We start from the raw sequence: 18748 nt of genomic DNA on the forward strand, positions 1-18748 counted from the left end.
GTTCAGTATATCAATAAATTCATTTTTGACAGACCTATAAACAATATTAAAAATCAAATAATTTAATTACACCCAACGGGTTTGTAATTAATAAACTCAATTAATAAAATACCACAAAAATTAATCCAAATGAAACTAAAACCTATGGAGCCCATTAGGGTTTTTCCTAATGAAGAATTTAAAGAACTATTTTTTGAAGATAATTTAAAACTTCGATATGCTATTTCAAACAAAGGACGAATAATAAGTTTTAAAAAAGAAATAAAATTTGGACGTTTGCTTAAAGGAAGTACTGTAGATGGCTATAAAGTGTTTAAATACAAAAAATTTAACAACGGTAAAGTTACCAACAAACATTTCTTTTTTTGTAAACTTATTGCCGAATATTTTATCCCTAAGACGGCTGAAGACCAAACTTATGTTCTACATTTAGACCGAAAACGGGATAATGACGATTACAGAAATCTAAAATGGGCTACTAGAGAAGAAATGATAGAACACAGCAATAAAAGCCCACATGTTCTTGAAGCGAGAAAAAATTTATTAGAACACAATTTAAAATCTAATGGCGCAAAATTGACCGTTACAAAAGTAATGCTCATAAAAAAATTACTTGCAAAACCAGAGCAAAAAACAAGACTTAAAATGATTGCCAAACAATTTGGTGTTAGCGAAATGCAGATTCGACGTATAAAAAGTGGTGAGAATTGGGGGCATATTAATGTCTAATTCTTAAAAAGATTACATTAAATTTAATTCAGGATGAGATTTATTTTAAATTAAAAAAAGTACTTCGTTTTATAAATTAAATTTCTAAATTTATACTCTTAACAATACAATCAACACTACTAAACGTAATAAACATGAAAATAGCACTTTTTACCAATGAATTCCCGCCTAATATATATGGTGGAGCTGGCGTTCATATTGATTTTCTGAGTCAAGAATTAGCAAAATTGGGACAAATAGAAGTGCGATGTTTTGGTGACCAAAAGGTTGCATTAGAAAACATGAATGTGGTTGGAATTACTTCTTCTCTGACAAAAATGGAAGACCCTAATAATGCTCATATTAAAATGTTTCATAATTTAAGTAAAAATGTAGAAATGGCTCAAGCCACTCCAGATACTGACATTATTCATTGTCATACATGGTATAGTCATCTCGCTGGAATTTTTACTAGAGAACTTTTACAAGTACCTTTAATATTAACTACCCATAGTTTAGAAACACACCGCCCTTGGAAAGTAGAACAATTAGGTAATGGTTATTTTTTATCCAGATGGATAGAGCAAAGCGCCTACAAGTTAGCAGATGGAATTATTGCCGTGAGCGAACAAATGAAAGAGGATGTAATTGAAGCTTATGGTGTTGCTAAAGAAAAAGTAACTGTAATTCATAACGGAATAGACCCAGAATTTTATAAACCCACTTTTGACAACTCTTTGCTTGAAAAATACGGAATTGATCCAAATATTCCGTTTGTACTTTTTGTGGGACGAATTACACGTCAAAAAGGAATTTCACAACTTATTGCTGCTGCAAAACACTTCAACAAAAATTCGCAAATAGTTTTATGTGCTGGAGCTCCTGATACTAAAGAAATTGAGCTCGAAACCGAAGCTTTAATTGCCGATTTACGTAAAGAAAGAGATGGAGTCATATTAATTTCTGAAATGCTTCCTAGAGAAAAAATAAAAGTATTATACAGCCACGCAAGAGTATTTGCTTGCCCATCATTATACGAACCTTTTGGCATCATAAATTTAGAAGCGATGGCCTGTGAAACTCCTGTTGTAGGTAGTCATGTAGGGGGAATTCCAGAAATTATTGTTGAAGGAACAACAGGATACTTAGTTCCTTTACAAAGTGTTTCTAGAACCGACTTTAATCCTTTGAATCCTGAAGCATTTCAAAAAGATTTTGCCTCAAAAGTTAATTTACTTTTAGATGATGAAGCCTTGGCAACTGCTATGGGAAAAGCGGGTCGAATTAGAGTTTTACAAATATTCAGTTGGGAATCTATTGCAAAAATAACTTTTAACTATTATCAAGAAGTAATTTCAAAATTCAAAAAAGAACAAGCTTAGGATTTAATTTTTCTGAATTTAAACGGATTCTTTCATTAATTTGAAATAACGTACCTTTGCCGAAAATAGAAATAAATGAGCACTTTCGAGCAATTCAATCTACCTAAATCAGTACAAAAAGCAATTGATGAATTAGGGTTTACCACACCTACTCCAATTCAGGAGAAATCATTTGCCGTGATTATGTCAGGTCGAGACATGATGGGTATTGCGCAAACTGGTACAGGTAAAACTTTTGCTTATTTATTGCCGTTGTTGAAATTGTATAAATTTGTTCCAACCCATACTCCCAAAATTGTCATTCTAGTACCTACTCGAGAATTAGTGGTTCAAGTAGTTGAAGAAATTGAGAAATTAACCAAATACATGTCAGTTAGAACCTTAGGGATTTATGGCGGTGTAAATATTAATACCCAAAAAACAGCGGTATATCAAGGAATCGATATTTTAGTAGGTACTCCGGGAAGAACCATGGATTTGGCCTTAGACAATGTAATTCGATTTGACGAAACCTCGAAATTAGTTATTGACGAATTTGACGAAATGCTAAACTTAGGTTTCAGAGTGCAACTCACAGCTATATTAGCCATGATGAAACCAAAACGTCAAAATATATTATTTTCGGCAACAATGACTGATGAAGTTGATGCCGTTTTGAATGACTTTTTCGATTTTCCTGAAGAAGTTAGTTTAGCGGCATCGGGAACACCATTAGAGAACATCAAACAAATTACTTACGAAGTTCCGAATTTTAATACCAAAATAAATCTACTCAAACATTTATTGTCTACAAATGCAGACATGAGTCGTGTGCTTATTTTTGTAAATAACAAAAAAATATCAGACATGCTTCATGAAAGTATCGATGAAGATTTTGAAGGACAATTTGGCGTTATCCATTCTAATAAATCTCAAAATTATCGATTGAGTACGATGGCATCTTTTCAAGAAGGAAATTTGCGTGGTATTATAACTACCGATATTATGGCAAGAGGTTTGGATATTTCAGATATTACTCATGTTATTAATTTTGAAATTCCCGAATATCCTGAATTATATATGCATCGAATAGGTAGAACAGGTCGTGCCGATGCTACAGGTACCGCCATAAGTTTCTTTACGCCAAGAGAAGAGGAGTTTAAAATGGAAGCTGAGGTACTTATGAATAAAGAATTAGTGATTGAACCTTTTCCTGAAGAAGTACCTATTTCTCTTAAACTTATTGGCCCCGAGAAAGACAAACAGCCCATTAAATTTTTAATGAAAAAACCAAAGTTAGATGGCGATGGTGCTTTTCATGATAAAGCTAAAAAGAACAAAAAGGTGAATCTAGGCGGACCATCAAAAACCAAAAAGAAAACTCATGGTTCAGTTAATAGAAATATGCTAAAAACTAGAGACAAGAAAAGGAAAGACAAAAAATAACTTCAAAAAAATACTACTTAAGTATCTGTTTAATGTTAATTTTTTTGTATTTTTAATATTCACATTAGTATAAATTTTTTGAATGACTTTTGAATATGAAAGAAACTAACTCGACATATGAAGAATTACTCAAAAAAGTTAAAAAACTAGAGCTTGAAAATAATCAATTAAAAGAAATTGATAAATCAATAACCAACTTTGAATTCTTCATTAATGAATCGCTCGATTTAATTTGTGTTGCGAGTAAAGACGGTGTTTTCAAAGAAATTAATTCCTCTTTTCAAAAAGTTTTAGGATATTCAAAAAAAGAAATCAACTCGAAAAATCCCTTTACTGATTTTATCCATCCAGAAGATAAAGCAAAAACATATTTAGAAATAAGCAAAATTACCCCAAGAAATCCATCGGTAGATTTTGAAAACAGATATCTTAAAAAAAACGGAGAAATAGTTTTTTTTCAATGGAGAGCGAGTTTAAATTCTGTAAACAATTTAATTTATGCAATTGCCAGAGATATAACCGAAATCAGAAATTCAGAAGGCAAACTAATTGCCAGTGAAAAATTATTAAATGAGGCTCAAAAAATTGCAAAAATTGGGAGCTGGGAATTCAATTTAATTACAAATGAGTTGCACTGGACTAATGAATTATATGAGATATACGAATTAAAAAAAGAACCCAATCCAAAACTATACTTAGACTATTTATCAAGACTTCCTAACGAAGACATTACACATTTACAAGAAAAAATAGAACAAACAGTAGAACACAAAAAACCTTATGAAATTGAGCATCGTGTGATGCTGCCAAATAATAAGGTAAAATGGGTTTATGGAACTGGAATTCCTATTCAAGATATAAAAGGAAATGTTTATGGATTGAGAGGAATTTGTCAAGATATAACTGAAAAAAAGCATATTGCCGAGACTCTTAAAGAAAAAGAACAAAAAAATCATGAAGCACTTATAAATAGTACTGACGATTTGATGTGGAGCGTTGATAGCGATTTTAAACTTATTGTGGGCAATAAAACCTTTATTAACCAAATGAGTGAAAAATATGGAATGATTTTAGAAAGAGGCAGCAATTTATTAAATCCAAAGTATTTCGAAGATGATTATTTAAAATTTTGGAAAGAACTTTATAGTAAAGGATTGTGGGGTGAGCCAACAAAAATAGAGGTTTTAGTGCCAAAAACCGAGCAATTAGAAAGTAACTTGCTCGAAATCAATTTAAATCCAATATATAATGAAGAAAATATAATAGGAATTGCCTGTATCGCTAGAGATATTACTGAAAGAAAGAAAGCTGAAAATGATTTATTAGAAAGCGAGGAAAAATACAGAGTTTTAGTCGAACAGGCATCCGACGGAATATTAATTGCTGATGAAGCTGGTAAATTAATTAATGTAAACGCAAGCCTAAGTAAATTAACCCACTATTCTGAAAAAGAATTGCTAAATATGTCGATTTATGATTTTACAATTCCAGAAGACATAGAAAAAAATCCTTTTCATTTTAGTGATTTAAAAATGGGAAAAGTCGTTATTACAGAAAGGATTATGAAGGGCAAAAATGGCATCTTATTTCATGTTGAACTTACTTCTAAATTATTATATGACGGAAGACTTCTTGTTTTTGCAAGAGATATTTCGAGACGAAAAAAAATTGAAAATAAATTAATAGAAAGTGAACAATTTTTAAAAGAAACTCAGATAATTGCAAGTCTCGGAACGTATAGTATTGATGTAATTACTGGAAAATGGACGAGATCAGAGGTTTTAGATTCAATTTTTGGTATTGATTCAAATTATAATTTAAATTCTGAAAATTGGATGAATACCATTGTTCATACCGATTGGCAAAAACCAATGATTGATTATCTTACCAATGAAATTATAGATAAAAAAAAATCATTCGACAAAGAGTATAAAATTATTCGAGTAAGTGACAAATCAGAACGCTGGGTACTTGGTAAAGGAAATATGAAGTGGGAAAATGACAAACTTATTTCTGTTGTAGGAACAATTCGAGATATATCAGAACGAAAGCAAAATGAAAAAAAACTTCAGGAAAGTGAAAATTGGTATCGCGGATTATTAAATAATCTTGATGCAGGTGTTGTAATTCACAATGCAGATACTTCAATTATGATGAGTAATTCTAAAGCATCTGAACTACTAGGCTTGAGTGAAGAACAATTAAAAGGTAAGCAAGCCATTAATCCAGTTTGGAAATTTATAAATGAAGATAATACTGCGCTACAATTTGAAGAGTATCCTGTTAATTATATACTTAACAGTAAAAAAGATATAAAAAACTTAATTATTGGTGTAATACGTCCTGATGTTAATGATTTGATTTGGCTCATTGTAAATGGATTTCCAGTTATTGACAATGAACATAAAGTAAATGAAATTGTAATTAGCTTTATTGACATTACTTCAAGAAAAGTGACTGAAATAGAATTAATTAAAGCAAAAGAAATAGCAGAATCGGCAAACAAATCTAAATCCGATTTTCTTGCTAATATGAGTCATGAAATTCGAACCCCATTAAACGGAATTATAGGTTTTAGTGATTTATTATTAAAAACAAATCTTGAAAAAAACCAATCAGAATACATGCATACTGTTAAAGAATCTGCTAATACTTTAATGGAGATTATTAACGATATTTTAGATTTTTCGAAAATAGAATCAGGAAAACTAGAACTCAATATCGAAGAAATTAATCTTTTTGAGTTGTTAAATCAAGTAGTCGATTTGTTTAAACATCAAGCCATTATAAAAAATATTGATTTAATTTTATCTATTGAAAAGGAAGTTCCCGAATATATTTTTGTTGACCCATTACGTTTAAAACAAATAATAGTGAATTTAATTAGTAACGCTTTAAAGTTTACTCCATTGGGGTCTATTACTATAACTATTAAACAACTCCAATTGTTAAACGAGAAATTATCGACACTTTATTTTTCAGTAAAAGATACCGGAATTGGTATAAAACAGCAAAATCAAGAAAAAATATTCTTTTCTTTTGTACAAGAAGACAATACCACCACCAGAAAATTTGGTGGCACTGGATTGGGTTTGGCTATTTCGAATCAGTTATTAGGTTTAATGAATAGTAAACTGCAACTCGTTAGTGAATTTGGAAAAGGAAGTGATTTTAACTTTACTTTACAAGTCAAGAAAGCGAAAGGAATTTCAGTACCAAAAATTAAATTAAATACAAAAAATGATACTATAGTTATTAACGACACAATAAAAATTTTGGTTGTTGAAGATAATAAAATAAACATGTTTTTAACTAAAACATTACTAAAAAGAATACTTCCAAATTGTATTATTTTTGAAGCATATACAGGAGATGATGCTATTAAAATTTTTAAAAGTGAAGCTTTAGATTTAATATTAATGGACATACAAATGCCCGAAAAAAACGGCTATGAAACAACTACCGAAATTAGACGATTAAAGAATAATACTACAATTATAATCATTGCATTAACAGCAGGAATCATGTTAGATGATAGAGAAAAATGCATTAAAGCTGGTATGAACGATTATATCACTAAACCCATTATTGAATGTGAGTTAGAGAAAAAAATAATTCAGTGGTTAAATAAATAAAAAAACAATTCAAATAAATCTTACAACTTACTAATATAACTTCCATACATATCTTTAAATTGGTAACCGTCTGAAAGTCTATCTTTACTCAGTTTATTGTATTCTACTAATCCCCAAAGAATAAATTCTTTCATGAAATTTTTTTCGTGGGCATCAACATTTGGCTGATACTTTTTAATTAAAATTTCTAAAGGAATTATGGCGTCTAAAATTTTCTTATACTCTTCATCAGAACAATCGTCGAGCAATTCGAATCCACTTTCAGTAAAAAACCAATCTATAATATCAGAATAGGCGTTTCTTTCTTCTTGTTTTTCTAGCTTTTCAATTTTAGGAAAATAAGCAGGAAAAAAAGTATGTATGGCATCACCTATTAAATGTTGTGCCACCTCGGCTGCTCCTTCTTGTTCGCCTTCATAAACCAATTCTACTTTTCCAGTTATTGATGGTATGATTCCCATAAAATCAGATAATCGTATTGTAGTGGTGTCAGCTCCAGATTTTAGTGCACGTCGCTCGGCAGTACTGACTAAATTTTCTAAAGCAGTTATACTCATTCTAGCACTAACGCCACTTTTATGGTCAATATATTCGCTTTCACGTGCTTCAAAACTAATTTGTTCCAATAAATCTCTAGCTAATGAAGGAATGAAAACCAAATCACTTTGAGTTGCATCGATTTTAGCTTCTTGCTCAGTTATTGTTCTGGCAATTTTAATAGTATCTGGATAATGAGTAAGTATTTGAGACCCAATTCTATCTTTTAAAGGAGTTACAATACTACCACGATTGGTATAATCTTCGGGATTGGCAGTAAAAACAAATTGCATATCTAAAGGCATTCTTAATTTGAAACCGCGAATTTGTATGTCGCCTTCTTGTAAAATATTGAACAATGCCACCTGAATTCTAGCTTGCAAATCGGGTAATTCGTTTATAACAAAAATACAACGATTGGCTCTTGGAATCATTCCAAAGTGTATCACACGATCATCAGCATACGATAATTTTAAATTAGCCGCTTTTATAGGATCTACATCGCCAATTAAATCAGCAACGGTGACATCTGGAGTGGCTAGTTTTTCAAAAAAACGTTCACTTCTATGAATCCATTTTATGGGTGTCGAATTTCCTCTTTCGGCAATCAAATCTTTGGCAAATCGTGAAATAGGCTGTAACGGATCATCGTTTATTTCAGAGCCATCAACAATTGGCATATATTCATCTAACAGTTCTATCATTTTTCGAGCCAATCGCGTTTTTGCCTGACCTCGAAGCCCTAATAAATTAATATTATGTCTTGATAAAATTGCTCGTTCTAATTCTGGAATGACAGTATTCTCAAACCCATGAACGCCTTCAAAAACGGGTTTCCCTGACTTGATTTTTTCACGAAGATTATTTCTTAACTCGTCTTTAATGCTTTTGCTTTGATATCCTGATTGAATTAATTCACCTAATGTGTTTATATTGTTCATTATTATATTTTAAATTGTAATTGATTATTGTAATTGAAATCGATTCTATTTTACTCTCTTCTTCCTATTGGCTTCATAATCTTCAAAAATCATTTCACCCAAACCTTTTAATCCGGTGTAAAAAGCTTTCCCTTGATTGGCTTCAGTAAACCGATTGACGAATTTTTGTAGGTACGGATCGTTGGCAATCATAAAAGTGGTAATGGGAATATGCAGTTTACGGGCTTGTTGTGCCTGATTGTAACATTTATCTACAATGTATTCATCCAATCCGTTGCTATTCATGTAATAGGAACCGTCACGCTCACGAACACAACTTGGTTTTCCGTCGGTAATCATAAAAATTTGCTTATTGGTATTCCTTTTTCTTCGCAATAAATCCATAGCAAGTTGCAAACCAGCAACAGTATTGGTATGATAAGGACCAACTTTTAAATAAGGTAAATCCCGAAAAGGTATTGTCCAAGCATCATTTCCAAAAACCAGAATATCTAGAGTGTCTTTAGGATAACGAGTAGTTATTAATTCGGCTAGAGCCATAGCTACCTTCTTTGCTGGCGTTATGCGATCTTCGCCATATAATATCATACTATGACTAATGTCTATCATTAAAACGGTACTCATTTGCGACTTGAATTGCGTTTCTTCAACAATCAAATCATTTTCGGTAAGTTGAAAACTTTCTACGCCATTATTAATTTGAGCATTTCGCAAACTTTCTGTTAAAGAAATTCGTTCTAAACCGTCACCGAAATGAAATTCTCTAAATTCTCCTATATGCTCGTCACCATTTCCGGAATGTTTTGATTTGTGATTGCCACTACCGCTGCGTTTTAAATTCCCGAAAATTTGATCTAATGCCTGCTGGCGAATGGCTCGTTCTGTTTTTGCAGTAATGCCAGTTCCGGTAGTGCCATCATCTTTCAATTCATCACGTATATAGCCTTTTCTCTTTAAATCTTCAATAAAATCATCAATAGTATAGGCTGAATCTGTGAGTTTGTATTCCTTATCTAAAGCACGTAACCAATCTATAGCTTCATCAAAATCGCCAGAAGTGTGTGTAATTAATTCTTTGAAAATTTCAAAAAGTTTATCAAAAGGCGATAAAAATGGTGCTTCATATTGCTTGAAGCGGAACCCTTTTTTAGTATTGTCATTCATAGACCATAAAATTAATTTATTTAGAAAGGCACACGGAAAAACACTTATTAATTTTTAGTTAAAGTATTAAAACAGAAATAATTTAAAACTAGGCTTTTAACTAAACTGCTTGTAAAATATAGTCTTCTCTATTATAAAACCATAGTATAGAAACTATAACATAAAATTAAGTGATAAAATTATAAATTACTTATAAATTTAAATACTTTTGCAAACTTAAATTCAAATTCTAAATTTAAAATGAAATCGATGATTCACGAATACCAAAAAAATGTTTTAACCATGAGTAAAAAAATTGTATTAGTACTTGCAGTTGTTGCAGTAATACTTTCATGTAATAAAGCCGGAGATAACGAATATATAGTTACAGGTACTATTAAAGGTATTGATAATGGTAAAACCGTTACTCTTGAAGTTCAAGATCAATTAACAGGTCAACTAAAGCCAATTGATACCGTAAAAATTGAAAATGGCAAATTTACTTTTACAGGATCTGCAAAAGAGCCTGAAATGCATTTAATTCAAGTTGAAAAAGTGGAGGGTAAAATTCCGTTTATTTTAGAAAATGGTGATATTGATATGGTTATAAATAAAGACAGTATTTCTATTACAAAAGTTACTGGAACTTATAACAATGAAGAACTGACTAGCTATAAAGAGAACGGTATGAAAATTCAGAAGAAAATGATGAAGTTTCAGAATGTCAATATGGCTAAAATGACCGAAGCGCAACAAAAAAACGATACGGTTGTCATGAATAGTTTAAGAAAAGAATACAGTAAATTTCAAGAAGAGTTTGCGAAACAATCTGAAGAATATTTAAATACGCATCCAAAAGCATTTATATCGGCATTAATTATAGAAGGAATGTTTAATCAAATGATTCCTGATGTTTCAAAAATTAAAAAATACTATACAGCTTTAGACAAATCTATAAAAGATACCAAACACGGTAAAAACATAAAAACCAAATTAGATCAACTTACTAAACCGGTTGCAGCAGTTGGTGCTACTGAAGTTGGAAGTATTGCTCCCGACTTTATAGCTCCAAGTCCTAACGGAAAATCTATTTCTTTAAAAGAAAGCTTAGGAAAAGTAACTATAATCGATTTTTGGGCTTCATGGTGCGCACCTTGTAGAGCAGAAAACCCTGCAAATGTGGCTATGTATAATGAATTGCATGCAAAAGGATTAAACATTATTGGAGTTTCACTTGATAAAGATGCTACAAAATGGAAAGAAGCCATTGCTAAAGATAAGTTGACATGGAATCAAATTTCAAACTTGAAAGAGTTTGATGATCCTATTGCTTTAACATACAATATAAAACAAATTCCTTCAACATTAGTATTGGACGCTTCAGGAAAAATCGTTGCAAAAGATTTAAGAGGGGCTGAATTAAAAGCTAAAGTTGTAGAACTTTTAGGTAAATAATTCATTTTATTATCGAGTTTAAAAAAAAATCTCCTTAGTGGAGATTTTTTTTTAACTCAATACCAAATGATTACAAATAGTATGAGATTTAATTTCAAATTTGTTTGTAAACATCGAAACAGTTTTTATATTTGCAACCGCTAAGAAGAACAAATTTCGTTTCTTCAATTGGGGAGATACTCAAGCGGCCAACGAGGGCAGACTGTAAATCTGCTGTGTGAACTTCGCAGGTTCGAATCCTGCTCTCCCCACAAAAATAATAAGACACATTTTATGAAGCTCGCTTCGATAAAATGTGTCTTTATTTTTGTGCAAAGGGCTCCTTTTAGTATTATTTATAATAATCCTGCTATCCCCACAATGTTTTCAAGAAGAAAAAACCACAAGCTCGCTTGATGGTTTTTTTGTTTTAAAATATTGAGCAAGGACACCTTTCTAAGGATGGCAAAGCAATCCTGCAATCCCCACAAAAAAAAGTCCCATAATATTTTGGGACTTTTTAGTATAAAAAATTACCGCTTATTTATTCTAAAATAAAACTTACACTTACGTTTACAATAATTTCTATTTCACCTGTTGCTAAAGTTTCTCTTGATTCTGCAGCATCACCAGCCATTGACATAGTTTTCATAGCGTAACGAATGGGCTGAGGATTGTAATTTTGGGAATTATCAGATATTGTAATCGCTTTTCCAACTTTTTGTCCTAAAACAGATACAAAATCTTCAGCTTTTACTTTGGCATCTTTAATCGCTAACTTTCTGGCATCCGATTGCAATAAAGCAAATTTAGAAGATTTAAATTCAACATTATCTATTCTATTGATTCCTATTTCTACTAAACCATCTACAAGAGCATCATATTTAGACAAATCTTTTAATAAAATTTGTACAGTTTGTGTTGCTAAATAATTGTGTTTCTTTTTTTCATAATCGTAATTTGGATTCAAAGAAACACGTTGCGTTTGAAAATCTTCTTTAGCAATATTTGCTTTTTTGATGTATTTCAAAACAGCATCCATTTTGATGTCGTTTTCTTTTTTCACATCAGCTGCGTTGGTTCCTTTAGTTTCTAACGAAATTGAAACTAAGGCTTGATCTGGAACCACTTTTATTTTTCCTTCGCCCGATACATTAATCATTGGTACTTGCTTCAATTCTTGTGCTTCTAAAAGTGTTGTAAATGCTAAAATAAAAATTAGTGCTGTTTTTTTCATTTTTTTATAGTTTAATAAATTTTATACATACTATTCAAATGTTATGCCAATTATAATTTTCCAGTTTTTGCCATAACAAAAAGAATTACTATTGGAATAGCCAATAGAATAACCATAAAAGTATTTTCTGTTAGCATTTGTGGTTGTTTTAGAATGGTAATTAGAAAACCACCAATAGCACCACCAAAATGAGCCGTATGTCCTATATTATCATTCTTAGCTTTCATTCCGTAAATAGAATATAACAAATAGCCAATCCCAAATAAGTAAGCCGGTATCGGAATTGGCACAAAAAACAAATACAAACTCATGTCTGGCTGCAATAATATTGCTGAATACAAAACTCCAGTAACAGCACCTGAAGCGCCAATGGCTCTATAACTGTAATCGTCTTTGTGAAAATAAAGTGTCAGTAAACTTCCAAAAATTAAACTTCCTAAATAAACGGTCAGAAACGAAAAACTCTCTAAATGATTAATGACTACAGGAGCAAACATGTATAATGTAAACATATTAAAAAACAAATGTCCAAGGTCTGCATGCAAAAAAGCAGAAGAAAACATTCTAATTTGTTCGCCGGATCGGATACTTCCGATGTGGAATTCGTATTTTCTAAAAAAAGATAAATCTCCAAATCCTTTAAAACTAACGATTAGATTTAATGCTATAATTGTTATTAATATTGTATTCATATTACAGTTGCTATTTGTTGTAAAAATAGTCATTGTTTGTTTAGCTTTTGTTAAACTAGAATATATAAATAGGGTTTTAAATGTATATTTGTAAAAAATTTAACTTAATGCAATTTTTAATTTATCTTATTTTATATCCATTTCTTTGGATAATATCTATACTGCCTTTTCGAATATTATATCTATTTTCTGATTTTGTTTATGTTTTAGTCTATAACATTATTGGTTACCGAAAAAAAACAGTTAGAGAAAATTTAGCATTAGCCCTACCCCACTTATCAAATAAAGAGCGATTGATTATTGAAAAAAAATTCTTTCATCACATGTGTGATATGTTTCTTGAAATGATAAAAACAATGACTATCCCTGAGAAAGAAATTGATAAGCGTTACGTCTTTACAAATATGGAAGTATATAAAGAGCTTGAAAAAAAACAAAAAAGTATTGCCGTTATGTGTGCGCATTACGCAAGCTATGAATGGGCAGTAACACTGAATAGACATATTGATTTTAAAGGTTACGGTATTTATAAAAAAATAAACAATCCCTATTTTGACAAACTAGTTCATGATATTCGATCCCGATTTAAAGCGTATCTTATTACTACTAAAGAAACAATTCCCGTTATTGCAAATAATTACAGAAATAATGTAATGAGTATTTATGGATTTGCTAGTGATCAATCTCCTAAAATTTACTCCGTCTTTCATTGGAATAGTTTTATGGGAATAGAAGTTCCCGTTCACACTGGCGCTGAAATGCTCTCAAAAAAATACGATATGAACGTGATTTTCTTAAGAACAAAGAAAGTAAAACGAGGTTATTATGAAGCCAGTTTTGAAATTCTTTCTGAAGATGTAAAAAAAGTGCCTAATTATGAAATTACAAATCAATTTCTAAAATTAGTAGAACAACAAATTTATGAAGCCCCAGAGTATTACTTATGGACTCATAAACGCTGGAAACACAGACGGTAAATCATAAAAAAACCTTTCAATTTTTACATTTTTGAAAGGTTTTTTTTATTTTGTTTTGATTTCTAAATTCCAGCTATAGCTTTTATCTCATCAATAATTTTAAAAGCTAAATCATCTGCTTTTTGTTGCGTAGCGGCTTCTGTATATATTCGGATAATGGGTTCCGTATTTGATTTTCGTAAATGCACCCAATTCTCAGCAAAATCTATTTTTACTCCATCAATTGTAGTGATATCTTCGTTCTTATATTTGTCAGTCATAGCAACAAGAATAGCGTCAACATCAATTTGTGGAGTTAATTCAATTTTATTTTTACTCATATAATATTCTGGATACGAAGCTCGCAATGCAGAAACACTCATTTTTTTGTATGCCAAATGTGTTAAGAATAAAGCTACTCCTACTAAACTATCACGACCGTAATGCAATTCAGGATAAATTATTCCGCCATTACCTTCGCCACCTATAATAGCATTATTCTTTTTCATTAATTCAACCACGTTTACCTCGCCTACTGCACTTGCTTCATAATTTCCTTTATGATTATTGGTTACATCTCGCAAAGCACGTGAAGATGACATATTAGAAACTGTATTACCTGGTGTTCTACTCAAAACATAATCGGCGCAAGCTACTAAAGTATATTCTTCTCCAAACATTTCTCCGTCTTCGCAAATAAAAGCCAAACGATCTACATCAGGATCTACTACAATTCCCAAATGAGCTTTTTCTCTAACCACTAATTCTGAAATATCGGTTAAATGCTCTTTTAAAGGTTCTGGATTATGCGGAAAATGTCCGTTAGGTTCGCAGTATAATTTCACGACTTCCACTCCCATTAATTCTAACAATTTTGGAATAATAATTCCGCCAGAAGAGTTTACACCATCAACTACAACTTTAAATTTTGCTGCTTTCACTGCTTCAACATCAACCAATGAAAGGTTTAAAACCTCATCTATATGAATATCCATATAGGCATCGTTTATGGTAATTTCGCCTAAACTATCAACATCTGAAAAATCAAAAGCTTCTGCTTCAGCAATTTCAAGAATTCTTTCTCCATTTTCTCCGCTTAGAAATTCTCCTTTTTCATTCAATAATTTCAAAGCATTCCATTGTTTTGGGTTGTGTGAAGCTGTAAGAATAATTCCTCCATCGGCATTTTCTAGAGGAACAGCAACTTCCACTGTTGGGGTTGTAGATAGCCCTAAATCAATTACATCAATACCTAAACCAATTAATGTATTTACCACTAAATTATGAATCATTGGTCCAGAAATACGGGCATCACGACCAATAACTACGGTTAACTTTTCTTTTTTGGAATAGCTTTTCAACCATGTTCCGTAAGCCGAAGCAAATTTTACTGCATCAACTGGAGTTAGATTATCGCCTACTTTTCCGCCTATTGTTCCTCGAATTCCAGATATTGATTTTATTAAAGTCATCGTAATTGGTTTAAATTTTGGATTTTAAATTTTAAATCGCTCACAAATATAATAATTGAAGTATGAAAAATATATTTTGATATATAAAATTATTAAATTAGTCGAATGAACTTTCTAGCACATATTTATCTTTCTGGTGAAAATGATATCATCAAAATCGGGAATTTTATGGCCGATGGAATACGAGGAAACGATTATTTGAAATTTCCTGACGAAGTAATTAAAGGAATTTTATTGCATCGTCAAATCGATACATTCACAGATTTGCATCCAATATATAGAAAGAGTAAGCATCGATTACATGTAAAATACGGTCATTATTCAGGAGTAATTATGGATATTTTGTACGATCATTTTTTAGCAAAAAACTGGAACGAGTATTCCGATGAAAAACTCGAAGATTATGTGAAACGTTTTTATAAATCTTTAGAAAATAATAAAGTAATCCTTTCAGACAAAACAAAATCGATTGTACCATATATGATTGACCAAAACTGGTTAGTAAGTTATGCATCGCTTGCTGGAATAGAAAAGATTTTATATCAGATGGATTGTAGAACAAAGCATAGAGCCAATATGCATGAAGCAATTGTTGAATTACAAGAGTTTTATTTCCAATTTGAAAATGAATTTACGTTGTTTTTTGAAGAATTACGAGAATTTTCAAATCAAAAATTACTTTCCTTATGACTTTTATAAAAGAATTAGAAGCAGCTTTTCTTGAAAAAAAGAATGTTGAAAATGCTATTCCTATGGAAAAATATATGAAAAATCATTTTGTTTTTTTGGGAATAAAAACGGAAGAAAGAAGAACAATTTTGAAAACAATTTTATTGAAAAATAAAGAGGAAATTAAGGATAATTCTCGAAAAATTGCTTTAGAATTATTTTCGAAAAAAGAGAGAGAGTTTCATTATTGTGCCATAGAAATTCTTATAAAAAGCCTTAAAAAAAACTATATAAAAAACGATATTCAACTGATTAAAAAACTTTTAATCACAAATTCATGGTGGGATAGTGTAGATACCATCTCTAAATATATTCTTGGAGAATATTTATTACAATTCTCAGAAGAAAGTAATACTGTCGTAGATCAATTTTCTAATTCTGATAACATGTGGCTTAATAGAAGTGCTCTATTATTTCAGTTAGGTTATAAGATAAAAACAAATGCCGACATCTTATTTTCTGAATGTACCAAACATTCAAACTCAAATGAATTTTTTATACAAAAAGCCATTGGCTGGTCGCTTAGAGAATATGGCAAAACAAATCCCCAAGCCATAAAAACCTTTTTTAGTAAAACAAAATTAAAACGATTGAGCGAAAAAGAAGCGTTAAAAAATATTTGTTAAAGTTAATTTAGTAGTAAATTAGCATTTTTACAACCATCAATGTTTAGAAAAATATTAAATAAATTTGAACAACTTGTTGTTTGGGCACAAAGCAAACTCACCAATAAACAATTTATATTTTTATCTAGTGTTTTAGTTGGTATTTCTGCTGCTCTGGCTGTAATTGTGCTAAAAACATTTGCGCATTGGGTTTTCCTATTTGCTACATCAGTAAACGGAATTCTAAAATTGAGTTTTATAAATAGTATTTTACCCATAATTGGAATTTTACTGACTGTTTTTGTTGTAAAAAGAGTTTTAGGTGGAACGATAGAAAAAGGAACCTCTCAAATTTTATATGCTGTAGCCAAAAAAGCGAGTATTATTCCAAAAAAACAAATGTATGCTCAAATTGTAACCAGTTCATTAACGGTTGGACTTGGGGGTTCGGCTGGTTTAGAAAGTCCAATTGTAATTACTGGTGCAGCGTTTGGTTCTAATTATGCTCAAAAATATAAATTAAGATACAAAGATAGGACACTTCTTATAGGATGCGGCGTTGCGGCAGGTATTGCTGCAGCTTTTAATGCGCCAATTGCTGGAGTTTTATTTGCCATTGAAGTATTGTTGGTAGATGTAAGTATTTCAGCCTTTACACCAATTATGATTGCTGCTGCTACAGGTGCATTAGTTTCTGCACTAGCATTAGACGAAACCATTTTATTGTCTTTTAAACAACAAGAAACTTTTAATTATCATAACGTTCCGTATTATATTCTACTAGGCATTTTTACTGGATTAATTTCTGTATATTATTCTAGAAATTTTCAAAGAGTAGAACATTTTTTTGCAAGAATAAGATTTGGCTTCTATAAAAAAGCTTTGTTTGGCGCTTCAATTCTAGCAGTTATAATTTTTATTTTTCCAACACTTTTTGGCGAAGGATATGAAAGCATTAAAACATTATCCGAAAGCGATCCAGGAAAATTATTAGAGAACACTTTATTTAGCGATTTTAGAAATAATAGTTGGGCACTACTCCTTTTTGTGGGTTGCGCCATGATGCTAAAAGTTTTTGCTACTGGAATCACAATTGGTAGCGGAGGAAACGGTGGTAACTTTGCTCCCGCTCTATTTTTAGGTTCTTATGTTGGCTTTTTCTTTTCAAAACTTTTAAACCTAGTTGGCTTAACAAAACTTCCCGTAAGTAATTTTACAATGGTAGGAATGGCTGGCATTTTGAGCGGATTATTTCACGCTCCATTAACTGCAATTTTTCTTATTGCTGAGATTACTGGTGGATATGATTTGATGATTCCATTAATGATAGTTTCATCAATTAGCTTTGCTATTTCTAAACGTTTTGAAAAACATTCTTTAGATGTTAAAAATTTGGCTAGAAAAGGAAATGCTTTTACAAGTAACAAAGACAGCAACATTTTATCCACAATTGAAACCGAAAAAATCATACAAACCGATTATCTAACCCTTTTACCCGAAGAAAATTTAGAAAAATTAGTAGACTTAATTTCTCATTCTAACCAAGTAGTTTTTGCTGTAATAAATACAGAAAAACAACTTCTTGGTGTTATCCATTTTAATGATGTTAGGGAAATTATTTTCAGTAATTTTAAAGTAAAATATACTTCAATAAAAGAAGTCTTGAGTGAACCAAAGGAAATTATTTATCCAATGGACAGTATGGAGACTGTAATGAACAAATTTGAGACTTCTAAAGTTGCTTTTCTTCCTGTTCTCAAAAACGGAAAATATTACGGTTTTATTTCAAAATCTATTGCTCTCGAAGCCTATCGAAGTAAATTAAAATCAATGACAATTGATTAATTTTAAT

General features: G+C 30.9%; 14 protein-coding genes and 1 tRNA gene. 10 read left to right on the forward strand and 5 right to left on the reverse strand.

The genetic code is table 11. From position 1 onward, the window contains the following. Positions 1 to 129 precede the first annotated feature (129 nt). The 4 genes from ACFQ0S_RS09590 (at position 130) to ACFQ0S_RS09605 (ending at position 7150) form a co-directional block, all read left to right on the forward strand. Complete coding sequence (locus ACFQ0S_RS09590; RefSeq protein ID WP_379757187.1) at positions 130 to 729, forward strand: NUMOD4 domain-containing protein; 600 nt, start codon at positions 130 to 132, stop codon at positions 727 to 729. Between the two features lie 134 nt (positions 730 to 863). Continuing rightward, positions 864 to 2090 carry a glycogen synthase gene (gene glgA / locus ACFQ0S_RS09595; protein ID WP_379757184.1) on the forward strand — a complete coding sequence of 409 codons (1227 nt, stop codon included), beginning with the start codon at positions 864 to 866 and terminating at the stop codon, positions 2088 to 2090. Between the two features lie 75 nt (positions 2091 to 2165). After that, positions 2166 to 3515, forward strand: coding sequence for a DEAD/DEAH box helicase (locus ACFQ0S_RS09600; RefSeq protein ID WP_379757181.1), 1350 nt, complete (start codon positions 2166 to 2168; stop codon positions 3513 to 3515). 95 nt (positions 3516 to 3610) lie between these two features. Next, positions 3611 to 7150: a PAS domain-containing hybrid sensor histidine kinase/response regulator gene (locus tag ACFQ0S_RS09605; protein ID WP_379757178.1), complete on the forward strand. Its 3540-nt coding sequence runs from the start codon at positions 3611 to 3613 to the stop codon at positions 7148 to 7150. Between the two features lie 20 nt (positions 7151 to 7170). Here the strand turns inward: ACFQ0S_RS09605 and ACFQ0S_RS09610 are convergent, their stop codons facing one another. Together ACFQ0S_RS09610 and ACFQ0S_RS09615 are read right to left on the reverse strand one after the other, a co-directional pair. After that, positions 7171 to 8628 carry a magnesium chelatase gene (locus ACFQ0S_RS09610; protein WP_379757175.1) on the reverse strand — a complete coding sequence of 486 codons (1458 nt, stop codon included), beginning with the start codon at positions 8626 to 8628 and terminating at the stop codon, positions 7171 to 7173. A gap of 45 nt (positions 8629 to 8673) precedes the next feature. Further along, a complete protein-coding gene (locus ACFQ0S_RS09615) occupies positions 8674 to 9792 on the reverse strand; it encodes a vWA domain-containing protein (protein WP_379757172.1) in 1119 nt (372 codons plus the stop codon). Positions 9793 to 10041: 249 nt separating this feature from the next. Here ACFQ0S_RS09615 and ACFQ0S_RS09620 point away from each other — a divergent pair, with 249 nt between their 5' ends. Both ACFQ0S_RS09620 and ACFQ0S_RS09625 read left to right on the forward strand, forming a co-directional pair. Continuing rightward, positions 10042 to 11226 carry a DUF4369 domain-containing protein gene (locus tag ACFQ0S_RS09620; RefSeq protein ID WP_379757169.1) on the forward strand — a complete coding sequence of 395 codons (1185 nt, stop codon included), beginning with the start codon at positions 10042 to 10044 and terminating at the stop codon, positions 11224 to 11226. Between the two features lie 170 nt (positions 11227 to 11396). After that, positions 11397 to 11477, forward strand: a tRNA-Tyr gene (locus ACFQ0S_RS09625). A 272-nt stretch (positions 11478 to 11749) separates the two neighbouring features. Here the strand turns inward: ACFQ0S_RS09625 and ACFQ0S_RS09630 are convergent. After that, positions 11750 to 12442 (reverse strand): SIMPL domain-containing protein, encoded by a 693-nt coding sequence (locus ACFQ0S_RS09630; RefSeq protein ID WP_379757166.1) that lies wholly within the window; start codon positions 12440 to 12442, stop codon positions 11750 to 11752. A gap of 50 nt (positions 12443 to 12492) precedes the next feature. Further along, positions 12493 to 13134, reverse strand: a complete 642-nt coding sequence (locus ACFQ0S_RS09635; protein WP_379757163.1) for a rhomboid family intramembrane serine protease — start codon at positions 13132 to 13134, stop codon at positions 12493 to 12495. 107 nt (positions 13135 to 13241) lie between these two features. Here ACFQ0S_RS09635 and ACFQ0S_RS09640 point away from each other — a divergent pair, with 107 nt between their 5' ends. Continuing rightward, complete coding sequence (locus tag ACFQ0S_RS09640) at positions 13242 to 14111, forward strand: lysophospholipid acyltransferase family protein (protein WP_379757160.1); 870 nt, start codon at positions 13242 to 13244, stop codon at positions 14109 to 14111. 62 nt (positions 14112 to 14173) lie between these two features. Here the strand turns inward: ACFQ0S_RS09640 and glmM are convergent, their stop codons facing one another. Continuing rightward, positions 14174 to 15562 (reverse strand): phosphoglucosamine mutase, encoded by a 1389-nt coding sequence (gene glmM, locus ACFQ0S_RS09645; protein ID WP_379757157.1) that lies wholly within the window; start codon positions 15560 to 15562, stop codon positions 14174 to 14176. Positions 15563 to 15667: 105 nt separating this feature from the next. Between glmM and ACFQ0S_RS09650 the strand changes: the two genes are divergently transcribed. From ACFQ0S_RS09650 to ACFQ0S_RS09660, 3 genes are read left to right on the forward strand one after another with little or no spacing between them, the layout of a single operon-like run. Beyond that, on the forward strand, positions 15668 to 16252 hold the full coding sequence (locus ACFQ0S_RS09650) for an acyl carrier protein phosphodiesterase (RefSeq protein ID WP_379757154.1): 585 nt from the start codon (positions 15668 to 15670) through the stop codon (positions 16250 to 16252). Then, positions 16249 to 16917, forward strand: a complete 669-nt coding sequence (locus tag ACFQ0S_RS09655) for a DNA alkylation repair protein (protein ID WP_379757152.1) — start codon at positions 16249 to 16251, stop codon at positions 16915 to 16917. The genes ACFQ0S_RS09650 and ACFQ0S_RS09655 overlap by 4 nt, the downstream gene beginning before the upstream one ends. 39 nt (positions 16918 to 16956) lie before the next feature. Beyond that, complete coding sequence (locus ACFQ0S_RS09660; protein WP_379757149.1) at positions 16957 to 18741, forward strand: chloride channel protein; 1785 nt, start codon at positions 16957 to 16959, stop codon at positions 18739 to 18741. The last annotated feature ends 7 nt before the right edge of the window (positions 18742 to 18748 follow it).

Origin of the sequence: Flavobacterium myungsuense, assembly GCF_042677265.1 — a bacterium.
In the GTDB taxonomy this organism is placed as follows: Bacteria; Bacteroidota; Bacteroidia; order Flavobacteriales; family Flavobacteriaceae; genus Flavobacterium; species Flavobacterium myungsuense.

What these genes read in the sequence shown, in the direction of transcription:
- ACFQ0S_RS09605 (WP_379757178.1), top strand. Translation starts at nt 3,611, where the DNA reads ATGAAAGAAACTAACTCGACATATGAAGAATTACTCAAAAAAGTTAAA.
- ACFQ0S_RS09620 (WP_379757169.1), top strand. Translation starts at nt 10,042, where the DNA reads ATGATTCACGAATACCAAAAAAATGTTTTAACCATGAGTAAAAAAATT.
- ACFQ0S_RS09640 (WP_379757160.1), top strand. Translation starts at nt 13,242, where the DNA reads ATGCAATTTTTAATTTATCTTATTTTATATCCATTTCTTTGGATAATA.
- ACFQ0S_RS09610 (WP_379757175.1), bottom strand. Translation starts at nt 8,628, where the DNA reads ATGAACAATATAAACACATTAGGTGAATTAATTCAATCAGGATATCAA.
- ACFQ0S_RS09615 (WP_379757172.1), bottom strand. Translation starts at nt 9,792, where the DNA reads ATGAATGACAATACTAAAAAAGGGTTCCGCTTCAAGCAATATGAAGCA.
- ACFQ0S_RS09635 (WP_379757163.1), bottom strand. Translation starts at nt 13,134, where the DNA reads ATGAATACAATATTAATAACAATTATAGCATTAAATCTAATCGTTAGT.
- ACFQ0S_RS09655 (WP_379757152.1), top strand. Translation starts at nt 16,249, where the DNA reads ATGACTTTTATAAAAGAATTAGAAGCAGCTTTTCTTGAAAAAAAGAAT.
- ACFQ0S_RS09650 (WP_379757154.1), top strand. Translation starts at nt 15,668, where the DNA reads ATGAACTTTCTAGCACATATTTATCTTTCTGGTGAAAATGATATCATC.
- ACFQ0S_RS09660 (WP_379757149.1), top strand. Translation starts at nt 16,957, where the DNA reads ATGTTTAGAAAAATATTAAATAAATTTGAACAACTTGTTGTTTGGGCA.
- glmM (WP_379757157.1), bottom strand. Translation starts at nt 15,562, where the DNA reads ATGACTTTAATAAAATCAATATCTGGAATTCGAGGAACAATAGGCGGA.
- ACFQ0S_RS09630 (WP_379757166.1), bottom strand. Translation starts at nt 12,442, where the DNA reads ATGAAAAAAACAGCACTAATTTTTATTTTAGCATTTACAACACTTTTA.
- ACFQ0S_RS09600 (WP_379757181.1), top strand. Translation starts at nt 2,166, where the DNA reads ATGAGCACTTTCGAGCAATTCAATCTACCTAAATCAGTACAAAAAGCA.
- glgA (WP_379757184.1), top strand. Translation starts at nt 864, where the DNA reads ATGAAAATAGCACTTTTTACCAATGAATTCCCGCCTAATATATATGGT.
- ACFQ0S_RS09590 (WP_379757187.1), top strand. Translation starts at nt 130, where the DNA reads ATGAAACTAAAACCTATGGAGCCCATTAGGGTTTTTCCTAATGAAGAA.